10 protein-coding genes and 1 other RNA gene are annotated in these 12,732 nt (G+C 53.0%); 3 read left to right on the top strand and 8 right to left on the bottom strand.

Annotated features, from left to right (window positions below; all coding sequences use genetic code 11):
- Positions 1-201: 201 nt before the first annotated feature.
- The 7 genes from SPI6313_RS06800 to SPI6313_RS06830 all read right to left on the bottom strand — a co-directional run bounded on the left by SPI6313_RS06800 (position 202) and on the right by SPI6313_RS06830 (position 7,601).
- Positions 202-1,146, bottom strand: a complete 945-nt coding sequence (locus SPI6313_RS06800) for an XDD3 family exosortase-dependent surface protein (protein ID WP_072620319.1) — start codon at positions 1,144-1,146, stop codon at positions 202-204.
- A gap of 492 nt (positions 1,147-1,638) precedes the next feature.
- Positions 1,639-2,763, bottom strand: coding sequence for an RNA-guided endonuclease InsQ/TnpB family protein (locus SPI6313_RS06805; RefSeq protein WP_072620320.1), 1,125 nt, complete (start codon positions 2,761-2,763; stop codon positions 1,639-1,641).
- Between the two features lie 217 nt (positions 2,764-2,980).
- A complete protein-coding gene (locus SPI6313_RS06810; RefSeq protein WP_072620321.1) occupies positions 2,981-4,273 on the bottom strand; it encodes an aminopeptidase P N-terminal domain-containing protein in 1,293 nt (430 codons plus the stop codon).
- Between the two features lie 26 nt (positions 4,274-4,299).
- Positions 4,300-4,718: RNase P RNA component class A (rnpB, locus tag SPI6313_RS06815), an RNA gene on the bottom strand.
- A gap of 26 nt (positions 4,719-4,744) precedes the next feature.
- On the bottom strand, positions 4,745-5,932 hold the full coding sequence (locus SPI6313_RS06820; RefSeq protein ID WP_072620322.1) for a 1-acyl-sn-glycerol-3-phosphate acyltransferase: 1,188 nt from the start codon (positions 5,930-5,932) through the stop codon (positions 4,745-4,747).
- Between the two features lie 73 nt (positions 5,933-6,005).
- Positions 6,006-6,884: a hypothetical protein gene (locus tag SPI6313_RS06825; RefSeq protein WP_072620323.1), complete on the bottom strand. Its 879-nt coding sequence runs from the start codon at positions 6,882-6,884 to the stop codon at positions 6,006-6,008.
- Positions 6,885-6,977: 93 nt separating this feature from the next.
- Positions 6,978-7,601 (bottom strand): prepilin-type N-terminal cleavage/methylation domain-containing protein, encoded by a 624-nt coding sequence (locus tag SPI6313_RS06830; protein WP_072620324.1) that lies wholly within the window; start codon positions 7,599-7,601, stop codon positions 6,978-6,980.
- 289 nt (positions 7,602-7,890) lie between these two features.
- Between SPI6313_RS06830 and SPI6313_RS06835 the strand changes: the two genes are divergently transcribed.
- From SPI6313_RS06835 to SPI6313_RS06845, 3 genes are all read left to right on the top strand, one after another.
- Positions 7,891-8,889, top strand: coding sequence for a LysR family transcriptional regulator (locus tag SPI6313_RS06835; protein ID WP_072620325.1), 999 nt, complete (start codon positions 7,891-7,893; stop codon positions 8,887-8,889).
- Between the two features lie 88 nt (positions 8,890-8,977).
- Positions 8,978-10,033, top strand: coding sequence for an anthranilate phosphoribosyltransferase family protein (locus tag SPI6313_RS06840; protein WP_072620326.1), 1,056 nt, complete (start codon positions 8,978-8,980; stop codon positions 10,031-10,033).
- A gap of 47 nt (positions 10,034-10,080) precedes the next feature.
- A complete protein-coding gene (locus tag SPI6313_RS06845; protein ID WP_072620327.1) occupies positions 10,081-10,836 on the top strand; it encodes a hypothetical protein in 756 nt (251 codons plus the stop codon).
- Here SPI6313_RS06845 and aspS read toward each other — a convergent pair.
- Positions 10,833-12,620, bottom strand: coding sequence for an aspartate--tRNA ligase (gene aspS / locus SPI6313_RS06850; RefSeq protein ID WP_072620328.1), 1,788 nt, complete (start codon positions 12,618-12,620; stop codon positions 10,833-10,835). The two genes, SPI6313_RS06845 and aspS, sit on opposite strands and share 4 nt — an antisense overlap.
- Positions 12,621-12,732 lie beyond the last annotated feature (112 nt).

Consider the following 12,732-nt stretch of genomic DNA (forward strand, 5'->3'; position numbering starts at 1 on the left):
TCCCCCTAAATCCCTCTTGTTAAGTAGGGTGGTTAGGGGGATCAAGTCAGGGTGTTCACATTGAAGATCGATTTGTGTATAAGCCGTGGGTTGGGTGGGAGAGGGCGCGATCGCCTTCCCCGTCATAGGCAAAAGCGACGCTAACAGATAGCATCGCTTTTGCTTAGGATTCTTGAACTCTTGGAGTAGGAGACCTCACACTTAGGCTTTCTTCGCCTGCTGCTTTGCCTTAAAGATTGAGGTTAACGCCACAATCCCACCAAGAATGGTTCCCGGTTCCGGTGTGCCAGTTTCTTTCTTCGGCTGACCACCAACCGGCGTTGACGGCGGCGGGACAGCCGCAAAGTCACCCGTCATGCCCACGGTATCGTTGGCACATTCTGCCATCACATGAGCAATCCAGTTCAATTCACCACCGGGCAACAGGGAACGCGCAAAGCTGAAGCCCAACACTTCTGCTCCATTTTGTCCGCCTTGGCTGCCAAAATCGAGACCCATTCCCGTCAGAGCCGTTTTATCTAAGACGGTGATGTTGCCCACTTTCGTCCCGGAACTCATCACGCTTTGGCCATGGCTGCCGAGGTAGCCCTGGGCTTGGGCTGTTGTCATACCGTCAATGAGTTCGACCGAACCCCGTTTATTGACGTAGTTGTTGTAGCTGCCGTAGTCACTCCAGCCCGCATTGTCTTGGGTGACATTCATGGTGGAGATGTTACTGTAGACCCCGGTTTCCCCCGCAGCAATACCGGAATCATTACTGCCTGCAAATCGAATTCCGAGGACATCACCGTCTGTTTTAGCTTGTGTGAAGCTTTTCGTCGGATCGAGGTTGAGGAACATATCACCCCAGCCAATATTGCCGTCCGCAGCACGGGAATAAGAGCTGCCATTAATCCCAAAGTTGGCGTTGAAGGCGAAGGTGACGGTGTCTTCATTGGCGGTGTAGGCCATGCCGAAGGCTTCGTAGTGGCTGTTGAGACCTACTCCGTACTTGTTGGTTGTGCCGAACAACAGTCCGGTTCCATCTGCGCTCGAATCCATGCCGTAGTTCCAAGTGAAGGCTTGGGCGGCTTGGGGGGTTGCGATCGCAGCACTCGCTGCTGCTAATCCTGCGATTAATAAAGCGCTTCCATATTTAATATTCATGACATCATCACTCCTATATCAGTTTGAAATTTATCCCAAAGTCATCCCTGTTATGACTTTAAATGGGTTGAGCCTAGTGCGTCTTAGGCGATTGGGATGTCATGCTTGAGTACGACTACATGGTTATCCCTCCGACACCTACAAGAATAATTGAGACGCTCACGATCGCACTACCCATTCTGCATAACTTTACACAGTCTTGATTGAATTACAGCCATTTTATAAAGCCTCTGTTTAGTCTCAGTGAATACACTGTGAAAACGTGAACTCATAAGAACCTGGCTGCAATGCAGAAAAAACACTTAACTTCACATTTTGGCTCTCGACTCACCAAAGACCGTAAATACACGGAAACATCCCAAAGCATTTCCGAAAAAATACTGAGAACCCACCCTTTAGTTCTCAGCAAATCAAGAAAACTTAAGGGTTTGCATTGATACTAACCCCAGAAATTGACTTACTCCCCCGTTTAGAAAACGGGGGATTCTGGGATCAAACAGCAATAGCAGGCAACGCCTGTCTGACATCACCTAACCCAATGGCTGAAGCCCCAGCCACTTTAATATTCATCGCCGCATTCTCATCCCGGTCATTCTCTGCCGAGCAACTGGGACACCGCCAATGGCGAGTCTCTAAATCCAGATGCTCCAAAATATGACCACAACTTGAACAGGCCTTGCTCGAAGGGAACCAGCGGTCAACATAGACCACCCGCTTCCCCTTCTTCGTCGCCACCCACTCCAGGATTTGCAGAAACTCCCGAAACGCCAAATCACTCACCTTACGCCCCCAGAGCCGCTGCATCGCCTTGAGGTTCAAGGTTTCAAAACACAGCATATCAAACTGATTCGTCAGTTGATGGGCTAACTTCCAAAACCAGTCCCGCCGTCGATGGGCAATATCTTCATGCTTGCGGGATAAGTTTAATCGGGCACGTTCCCGATGGGCTGAACCCTTTTGCTTACGGGACAACTCTCGACTCGCTTTGCGAACCGAGTTAAGTGACTGCTTGAAGAACAAGGGGGCATCAAGATTGAATCCCTCAGAACAGGTCAGAAACGTCTTAAGTCCAAAATCAAAACCAGCAATGTTACCTGTCTCGGTTTTGACTTGGGGTTCTGACAGGGTATCGACAGTGACAATCATGAACAGTTCTCCCAAGGGAGTTCGTTTAATCGTCACGGTCTTGACCTTGCCCTCAATGGGGCGAGAGTGCCAATATTGATAGACTTTGTTCCCAATCCTGACCCGGTTGCCACCGAGGAATTTGTACCCAGCTTGCTTGAGGGTGAAGGATTTGTACTTTCGGGTCTTCTTGAAGTTGGGCGGTCGAACGCTTCTATCTTTGTGTTTGAAGAACAGTTGATAGGCTTTCTCAATTCGTTGGCAGATATCCTGTACGGCTTGAGAACCCACCTGCAACCACCAGGGGTTCCGTTTCCGAAGCTTGGCGATGTGTTTTTGCAGTCGGGCGCAGTTCAAGTGCTTGCCCCACATTCGGTAGTACCGTTTGTGGAGGGCAACACAATGGTTGTAGATACGCCCTGCGGCATTGATTGTCCGCTTGAGGTATCGATTTCGCTTGTGTTGGTAGAGCTTGAACTTGAGCGTTTTCATGGTTGCTATGATACCTCGGTATCACGGCTGAATAAATTCAGCCCTTCGCTTATATCCCCCGTTTGGAAAACGGGGGCTTTACGCTTTACATTCGTAATATCCATGAGCAAAAATCGAGCTATCGAGCTACAGATCACCAAGCTCAGGGTGCGCTAATCTGTTTTAAATCACTGTTTTAGCTGTGGCACGGCACTACGTTTGAGCATTAGATTCGCAACTACTTCGGAACTCCTGCGGTTAACACTTCATTTCCGTTCGCCGTAACGAGGACATCATCTTCGATGCGGATGCCAATGCCGCGCCATTCTGTCGGGATTTCTGGCTGGCCTTCGGCGGGTTTGATGTTGGGGCCAATGTAGATGCCGGGTTCGACGGTGACAAGGTTGCCAGGTTGGAAGCTGTACCACTGGTCTTCGGTGACTTTGTAGGGGCCCGCGTCGTGAACATCAAGGCCGAGCCAATGGCCGGTGCGGTGCATATAGAAGGGCTTGTATTTTTCCTCGGCGATTAATTCATCAAGATCGCCTTGGAGGAGTCCAAAATCAAGCAGACCTTGGACGAGAACACAGACGGCGATGTCGTGAAAGCTGTTGTAGGGGTTGCCGGGTTGGACTTCAGCGATCGCTTTTTCCTGAGCGGCTAACACTAACTCATAGATCGCTTGTTGTTGTTTCGTGAATGTCCCATTCACGGCGAACGTGCGGGTAATATCGGCGTTGTAATATTGATACGCTCCCCCCGCATCAATGAGCAGCAAATCCCCATCCTGAAGCTGACGATTATTCTCGATGTAGTGGAGAATACAGGCATTTTCGCCCCCCGCCACGATGGACGGATAGGCGGGGGTCATGCCGTTGCGGGCAAAGGTATATTCAATTTCGGCTTGAACTTGGTATTCATACACACCCGGTTTAGCCAAGTCGCGGGCGCGATTATGGGCGAGAACGGACACATCAGCCGCGTGGCGGAGGGCGTTGAGTTCGGCCTCGGTTTTGACAACGCGGAGGGGATTAAGGATGAAGGTCGTATCCTCGATGCCGGTGGGGCCATAACCGTTTTTGGCGAAGAGACGGATACAGCGTTGCCAGTGGCGGAGAATGGTGTGGTTAAAGGCTTCATCGCGGCCGAAGTGGTAGTAAAGGCGATCGCACTTCGCCAGATACTGCGGTAAATGCTCACTCAATTCGCCAATGGGATACACCACATCCGCGCCGTATTTTTCCTTGGCCGCTTCAACGCCGGTAATATAGCCCGTCCAGGTCTCCTTATCGGGGTCTTTGGGTTGCACAAAAAGGATGTAGCGGTGTTCCTCATGGTGGGGCGCGAGGACAGCGACGGCGTTAGGTTCGTTAAACCCGGTGACGTAGTAAAAATCACTCTCTTGGCGAAAGGGATGCTCCACGTCATTGTGCATAACGGCCAGGGGCGCACTGCGAAAAATCGCGGTTCCTTGACCGATTTTCGCCATGATGCGATCGCGGCGGTGCTGATATTCGGCGGCTTCAATCATGAGCAAATCTGGCTAGGGGTGGAAAGAGAGAGAGCCAGACATAAGCCGGATTCTGTTCTGAGGACGGTTATCTATCTGGGAGACTTGTTGCCAAATCCCTCAAGCGGTTCTCCAAAAACGGGACGGGAAAAAGACCAACCCTACTCCCTGCGACCTTGCTCCCGACCGGGGTTTACCGAGCCAACACCTCTCGATGTTGCTGGTGCGCTCTTACCGCACCTTTGCACCCTTACCTTTTGAAGGATGAAGGATGAGCGAGGAAGGACGAATCACAAGAATTCTGCCTTCTGCCTTCTGCCTTCTGCCTTTTAAAGGCGGTATGTTTCTGTGGCACTATCCTCACGCTCGCACGCACTGGGGGTTACCCAGCAAGTCTGGTCTTTCGGGAGTCCGGACTTTCCTCAAGCCTTCTCAACGGAAGACTTGCAACCATCTCGCTGACTCTCTCTCAATCTCAGTGTAGAGCGAAATTTAGGCAGACTGATGAAGTTGGGCAGAAATTTGATCGACATTTTGCTGGACGATGCCCTGCATCGTGGCGGTGAGGTGGTCAATGGTGGCGGTGCGATCGCGCTGATAGTCCGCCAGATAATCCGCCAAATTAATCGGATCACCCACCTTCACATAGGCAAAGCGATCGCCTTTGGGCTTCGGTTTGTCAATATTGAACACCTCCCGCTCTAAGCGCGTCAAGGTGTCTAAAAATCGCTCCGGCGTAGGCACAGCCGCCACATAGCCATCATAGAGCGAGTCAAAATTCAACAAACGCACCGTCCCCCGATAAATGCGGCGGTGTTCTGGGCTGGGGTTTTCCTGTTCTTCGACGATCGCTTGCACACGGTAGACACGCTCGCGCAGGGGGAGGCTGGGCATCGGTTCGAGACCGATTTCTTGCTCGCAGATCGTCAACATTTGGGCGCGAATTTGGGCGATGCGATCGTTTAAACTCCCCTCCAATTCATGGCCAAAATATTCCTGCTCAAACTGTCGTGATACCGCCTCTCCAATGCCTCGCAACCGAGGGTAGAAATTGAGATCCGGCGGCGTAATGTTGAGGGCCGTTTCCAAGCCAATTAACGACTGTTCAATTGCCCAATTCATCGGGCGCGTGTAGTAATATTTCACACTCACCGGCAGCAGGTAAAAGTTAGGAACGGTTTTTGTTTTTTTTATAATCCGGGCCATGGCCTGCATTGCTAGTTGCACCGCACCGGGTCGGAAGGTCATCACTGTATCATTTTGAAACGAGCAGCCCCCTTCTGGAAAAATTACCAGACGGCAGCGGGCATGGGTTTCGAGTAATTTCAGCGTGTAGGCGATACTGGTGCGATCGCCCACTCCCCGTTTAATCGAATAGGTTCCTAAATATTGCATCAGCTTGGTTTGCAAGCCTTTAAAATTTGCATAGGCCGAGAGAAAGTGAAACAATTCCCCTGCCCGCGTCGAGAGTAGAAATAACACAATCGGATCATCAAAGGTGGGGTGATTGGGCATCAGGATGACGCGATCGCCCCGCAGGACTTTCAGTTTCGCCACATCCTCAATACTGATCCGCAACCGCATTTGATACTTCCACCAGGCCAACGGATAGGACAGGCTTTGAAAGAGGCGAGTGAAGAGGGGATTTTGGCGATCGGGGTAAAAATCAGGGGCAGGCATGGATTTGCAGAACAACATTACTTTGAACCTAAGCGGCGGCAGGGGGTGCGATCGCGCCCCCTGTGACAGTTCTCTATTCTTCCTCGCTCACCGCCTCACTTGCCACATCAACCGTAGACTCGGCTGATGCTTCGTTCCCCAGTTCCATCAGTTCATCCTCCAGTTCATCCTCCAGTTCATCCGCCATCCAAGCGGCAAACTGATCCATGACATCCATTTTGGTAAACGATTCGTCCCCATCCCAATGGGCTTTTGCTTCCATCGTGCGCATGGCTAAAGCGATGGCTAAACTCTCGATCCCGTCTTCGTAAAAATTGGCGGGTAATTCTTCAATTAACGGACTTTTCTGCGGTGTGTTGGCTTCGAGATAGGCCGTGAATGCTTCACTGCGTTGCTCCCAATCATCAGGATATTGGGCGGTAATGGCATCCATGTCCGCTTCCATTTTGGCAATGTCCGGAATATAGATATCATCCCGATGTTCAAAAAAGTGATCATAGGGCGGGGTGAGTTGTTCGATGGTATCGGGTTGATTGCCATCAAAGAGTTGATTGACCAGACGTACCCGCTCTAAGGTTGCCACACGCCGGTTAATCCGCCGATCAAAAAAGACGATCGCTTCTGTTGCCCGCTGAAAGGAGCGTAAATCAATGACCATTTCCGTCTCGCTCGGAAAAAAGAAGTCACCGAGAATGAGCGGGCGATGTTCTTTCGGAACTTTTTGATATGGGATATCAAAGCGAATTTTTTTGGCTTCGTATTCATACATCCAACGCCAGCGTTTGAGCGGTTTTTCGTAATAGACACACCGCAGTTTTTTTAATGCTCCTAATACGGTTTTTTGTTTGCTGATGCGATAGTAAAGCCGGATGGGTTGGCTAAATTCACCGGTACGGGTAGCCGCGAGGAGACGTTTTTCGGTGTTGGCGTTGGATATTAGGGGTAAATTCATGGGCGATCGCGTCTAGGGTTCACGTTCAGAATTGTATCGAAGGCTGGCCACCGTGAGGCGATCGCCGCCCATCCCTTGATTAATCACAATAGATTAATAACAATATTTCCCGTCGTCGGGTTTAGGTTGATTCGTGCCTTGGCGCATGGCTCCGAGCATGGTGGAGAGAATCACACAGCGGCGCAGGATTTGGGCATCATTGGCAGTGGGAGCGTGGACTGACTTCAAACCGAGGCGGCCTTTAACGTGGGGGGCTTCGGTACACATATCCTCAGGTTCGTAAACGGGGCAACCGTGGGGATTGAAGATAACGCGCCAGGTGGTGATGCCGTCGATCGTATCGCGTCGGAAGGTGGTTTCATTGTCACCGCGTCCGTTGGTTTGATCCACAAGAATTGAGGAATCGAGGCGGCTCCAGAGGGTGGAATTTTGCCAGAGGTCGGGGGGGACGAAATGAGCCGCGTCGGCGGGGTGGGTGATGAATTCGACGTGGGTGGGGGTTTGGCGGATGCTGATTTGTTGGGAGATGTGGCTGTAGCGGGCAGTTTCGTGGGCAATTTTGAGGGTGCGAAAGAGGCGATCGCTGCCCTGGTTCAACCGTTGGCGTTGCACAAATCCCAACCAGGTTGCACTCACCAACAGCCCTAAAATACCGAGCAAGACAATAACGACGAGGAGTTCAACGAGGGTAAATCCTGGATCTGATTTGGCGTTCACAGTGGTTCAACCGGCTAGCGGGACAGTGCGCGGAAGATTGCCAGAATGAGCAATCTATATTCGGTGAATATTTTGAGAGAGTGTATCACCCTCTACATTAGCGAGGGGGCTTCGCTCGGTATTGTTGTAATGGTTACAGTGTGGTGAATGAAACGATTTAGATTTCTCCATGGACGGGGTTCCGAAACACCGCCAAGCTGAACAGAGGGGAGGTCTCGCCCATGTTGCTGTTTTGTGGATGGAGCGAAGACTGCCATGCTGTGGGATTATTCATGATTCTGGGGCGACAATGCGAATTGAGCAAGTGCAGGCATTTTTAGCCATCGTCAAGACGGGGAATTTTGGTCAAGCTGCACGGGATTGCGGAATTACCCAATCGACGATTAGTCGCCAAATTCAGGCGTTGGAAGCTGAGGTGGGCTTGCCGCTGTTTCATCGCAGTAATCAGGCCAAGTTGACCTTGGCGGGGGAGCGATTTTTCCCTAGGGCGCAGCGGGTGTGTCAGGAGTGGCAGACGGCGATCGCAGAACTCACGGAGTTACGGGAAGGCAAACAGCCAGAGCTTTGTATTGCGGCGATTCATTCGGTCTGTTCCCATTATTTACCGCCGATTTTGCAGCAGTTTTGTCGGGTCTATCCGGAGGTGCAGTTACGGGTGACGGCCTTGGGGAGCGATCGCGCCTTGAAAGTCCTGCGGGATAACCTCGTGGATTTAGCGATCGTGATGAATAATCGGTTTTTAACCACCTCCCCGGAAATTGTCGTGGATGTGCTCTATGAAGAATCCGTCGAAGTCCTCATGGCCGCAAGCCATCCCCTCGCCCAATACGCCACCGTGCCTTGGTCAGAATTAGTCCGCTATCCCCAAGTGGTGTTTAAAGATGGCTATGGGATGCAGCGGCTGGTGCAAGAACGGTTTCATCAACTGGGGGCAGAACTCCACGCTGTGCTCGAACTCAACACCCTTGATGCGTTTCGGGGGGTGGTGCGTCAGGGGCAATTAATCGCCCTGTTGCCCCATTCCGCCCTAGTGGAAGTGGCTAATGATCCGAGTTTGGCGGTGCGATCGCTGGCCTCCGATGCGATCGCTATGCCGCCTCCCCTCGGCCTTGCCCCCGCCGATGACCAAAGCCTGACTCGGCAAGTGGTATGCGTCACCACCCAAGACCGCCTCAGCATTCCCCCGATCGCCTATTTCCGCGACTTAGTACAAAAGTCCTTAGTCCATCCCCTTTCCTCGCACCATCAACCCCACCGATCGCCCCTCACCGTTGCAGGTTTAGAATGATTCCTTGCAACATTTGAATCACAGGCAACACACCCAATCGGGGTTAACTGTACAGTGGAAAGAAACCCCATCGTCAGTAACAGCACCCATGAGCGTAGCGTTTCGTGCCCTTCTCAAAAAAGTCGGAAGCGGCCCCCATACCAGTAAAGATTTAACCCGCACCGAAGCTGCCGACGCTGCCCGGATGATGTTGACCGGGGAGGCAACCCCGGCCCAAATTGGGGCCTTTTTGATCGCGCACCGGATTAAACGCCCCACCCCCACAGAATTAGCCGGGATTCTCGATGCCTATGATGCTCTCTGTCCACCGTTGCCCGATTTGAATTTGGGTCAGCCGCTGGTGATTTTGAGCACGCCCTACGATGGGCGATCGCGCACGTTACCGGTGACGATTTGCACGGCGTTGATTCTCTCGGCGGCGGGTGTGCCGGTGTTGCTCCATGGTAGCGATCGCATCGCCACAAAATACGGGCTGCCGGTGCTGACCACAGGGCAAGGGCTGGGGTTAGATTTCACCAACCTCGATCGCGCCCAGGTGCAAACCCTGTTAACAACAACAAATTTCACCTTTTTCTACACACCGCACCATTTCCCCCAAACCCAAGCCCTCAATAACTACCGCGACCAAATCGGAAAACGGCCCCCCTTGGCGACGGTGGAGTTAATGTGGACACCCTACGCGGGGGTAGTACATGCGGTGGCGGGGTTTGTGCATCCGCCGACGGAGCAGTTTATTCAAGGGGCGTTGGCGTTGCGAGGCGTGACGCACTATACATTGATCAAGGGTTTAGAGGGAAGTTTGGATCTCCCGTGCGATCGCACCGCCATCCTCAGTTACAGTGATCCGGGTCAGACCGCCCCAACGCGCTACAAACTCCATGCCCGTGATTATGGCTTTGGGGGGACAGAATGGCCCCTGACCACGGAAGGGGAGGCGATCGCTCAACTCCACCACATTCTTCACGACCCGGAAACCGCTGATCTTCGGGCTGTGATCTGGAATGGGGGCTTTTATTTGTGGCGGTGTGGGCGGTGTGATTCCCTAGAAGCGGGCTTTGCGGAGGCGCGGCGTTTATTGCTCTCCGGGGAAGTGCGATCGCACTTCCACACCATCCAAACCTGTCTCCAAACCCTATCCCCCTAACCCCGGTGCATCAACCCTCAGCCCATCCCGCTTGATCCCAACTGCTGATGAGAACAGACAGAACTCCACCCCCCGGCCTCTGTTCCCTCCAAACCCTACCCGATCCGTACCAGTTGGCATTTCGGCAAGGGTCGGCACATTATCTGCCGGGGCAGTTTTTGCCGGTGAACGTAGACTGGTTCACCCAAATTTTGCTGCTGCCGCTGTGGTTGTTAATCTATGCCCTGCCGCCCTTGACCTTACCCATCGCCTTTATAAATCAATGGATACGAGCACCCGAAAGCTATGGGCGTTTTTTTCGGACTGTGCAACAGCAAAACGCGGTGGAAACGGCCATCATGGTGGGGCTATTTGGGTTGATTGGGGTGTTGCTGGTGTATTCTGCCTGGGTCGCCTGGGATGCAGGCTCATCTTTCGTTCGCACTTGGCAAGCGCACCGATGGCAGCGACGCGGTGACCATGGTTTTGGGCTGGTGTTGCTAGAGCAAGGACTGGTGGCGCGATTGATTGATAATTTGGACGGCTATAACTGCCTATGGTTGCCACGGGATGCGATCGCAGATATCCTCTGGCAGCGCATCCGTGAAGAGGGAGCGAAGCGATCGCGCTGGGTCTATCGGACGCGACTGTGCTACGTCACCACAGATCAGGGCAAACCCCAAACCCGCTGGCTCACCCTCAAAGGCTACTTCGTCCAAACCGACTACCCTGTGGGAGATGTGAGGAGCGATCGCGCCCTATTCGAGCAGCTCCATGGATGGTGGCGATCGCCCGCGTCAACACATCTAACCGCCGAACCCTAGTCCTTGTCGGGATCGTAAGTCGAAGCCACGTAGAGTTCTTTGAGTTGTTGGTCATCCACACCAGCGGGGGCATCGGTGAGGAGCGATCGCGCCTGTTGGGTTTTCGGAAAGGCAATCACATCGCGGATCGAATCCTCACCCGCCAGGAGCATCACCAAACGGTCTAACCCGTAGGCAATCCCGCCGTGGGGCGGCGTGCCATATTCAAACGCATCCATGAGAAACCCGAACTTCGCCCGCGCTTCTTCCTCACCCAGGCCAATCGTGGTAAATACCTGCTCTTGCACGTCCCGCTGATAGATCCGCAGACTGCCGCCCCCCACTTCGATGCCGTTGTAGATCAAGTCGTAGGCTTGGGCGCGGGCGGTGGTGAGGTCGTCGATGTCGTCAGGATGGGGCGCAGTGAAGGGGTGGTGGAGGGCTTCGAGGCGTTTTTCGTCGGCGTTGTATTCAAACATCGGGAAATCCGTCACCCAGAGCAGATTCACTTGATCCGGGTCGATCAGTCCCATCTGTTCGCCCACCACTTGCCGGAGGCGATCGAGGGATTTATTTACCGTGGCGGTATCCCCTGCGCCAAAGAGGAGGAGGGTTCCGGGTTCGGCCTGGGTGAGGCGGAGGAGTTCGTCTTTTTGTTCTGGGGTGAGGTTGTCTTTAATCGCGCCGATCGTGTCGATTTCACCACCCTCCCGGACGCGGACATAGGCGATCCCTTTGGCTCCGGCGATCGTGGCTTCGGTGAACAAATCCCCACCGGGTTTGATCCGCACATTGGAGATGCGATCGCCTCCCGGAATCGGCAACACTTTAATGCTGCCGCCATTTTTCACCGCACTGGTAAACACCTTAAACCCACAATTTTTCAGGAGTTCCGACAGATCCACCAACTCCAACCCAAAGCGGGTATCGGGGCGATCGGTGCCGTATTTATCCATCGCTTCGGCATAGGTGAGGCGCGGGAAGGGGCGCGATAACTCCACCCCTTTCACCGTTTTGAAAATATGGCAGATTAAGGCTTCATTGAGGGCGAGGATCTCCTCTTGGCCCATGAAGCTCATTTCCATATCCAACTGGGTAAATTCCGGCTGGCGATCGGCTCGTAAATCTTCGTCCCGGAAACAGCGGGCGATCTGGTAGTAGCGATCGAACCCGGACACCATCAACATTTGTTTAAACAGTTGGGGCGATTGGGGCAGGGCGTACCATTCGCCGGGGTTGACGCGGGAGGGGACGAGGTAATCCCGTGCGCCTTCGGGGGTGGAGCGGGTGAGGATCGGGGTTTCCACTTCGACGAAGTTTTCCGCATCTTCGAGGAAGCGGCGCATGGCTTTGACGATCGCATGACGCAAGAGTAAATTCTGAGTCATGCGATCGCGCCGCAAATCCAAATAGCGATACTTGAGGCGCAATTCTTCTTTGACCGTTTCCGTATCGCTCGATGCCACTTGGAAGGGCAATTGTTGATGTACTGCGTTGAGGAGTTCGATGCGATCGGCGTAGATTTCAATTTCCCCCGTGGGAAGTTTGGGATTCAACGAATCGGCGGGCCGTTGGCTCACCCGGCCGGTGATGCGCACCACATATTCATTACGCAGTTTTTCCGCATCGTTGTAAGACTCTGGGGTGCGTTCAGGGTCGCTGACAATCTGCACCACACCGGAGCGATCGCGCAAATCAATAAAAATTACTCCGCCATGATCCCGACGGCGATCCACCCAGCCGCAGAGGGTCACAGTTTGATCAAGATTGGTGGCTCGCAGATCGGCGCAGTAATGGGTTCGCATAACTCAGTAGACAGGGTTAATTCGGTTAACACAGTTTAAACACTTTGCCCATTATCAATGATCAGGGGTCAATGTGCCGTCTCTAATCCAGGAGAATTCCAGGGAGCACCGT

This window comes from Spirulina major PCC 6313, assembly GCF_001890765.1.
GTDB classification, from domain to species: domain Bacteria; phylum Cyanobacteriota; class Cyanobacteriia; order Cyanobacteriales; family Spirulinaceae; genus Spirulina; species Spirulina major.

Coding starts and splice junctions, on each gene's coding strand:
- SPI6313_RS06840 (WP_072620326.1), top strand. CDS start 8,978: ATGAGCGTAGCGTTTCGTGCCCTTCTCAAAAAAGTCGGAAGCGGCCCC.
- SPI6313_RS06820 (WP_072620322.1), bottom strand. CDS start 5,932: ATGCCTGCCCCTGATTTTTACCCCGATCGCCAAAATCCCCTCTTCACT.
- SPI6313_RS06825 (WP_072620323.1), bottom strand. CDS start 6,884: ATGAATTTACCCCTAATATCCAACGCCAACACCGAAAAACGTCTCCTC.
- SPI6313_RS06845 (WP_072620327.1), top strand. CDS start 10,081: ATGAGAACAGACAGAACTCCACCCCCCGGCCTCTGTTCCCTCCAAACC.
- SPI6313_RS06800 (WP_072620319.1), bottom strand. CDS start 1,146: ATGAATATTAAATATGGAAGCGCTTTATTAATCGCAGGATTAGCAGCA.
- aspS (WP_072620328.1), bottom strand. CDS start 12,620: ATGCGAACCCATTACTGCGCCGATCTGCGAGCCACCAATCTTGATCAA.
- SPI6313_RS06835 (WP_072620325.1), top strand. CDS start 7,891: ATGCGAATTGAGCAAGTGCAGGCATTTTTAGCCATCGTCAAGACGGGG.
- SPI6313_RS06805 (WP_072620320.1), bottom strand. CDS start 2,763: ATGAAAACGCTCAAGTTCAAGCTCTACCAACACAAGCGAAATCGATAC.
- SPI6313_RS06810 (WP_072620321.1), bottom strand. CDS start 4,273: ATGATTGAAGCCGCCGAATATCAGCACCGCCGCGATCGCATCATGGCG.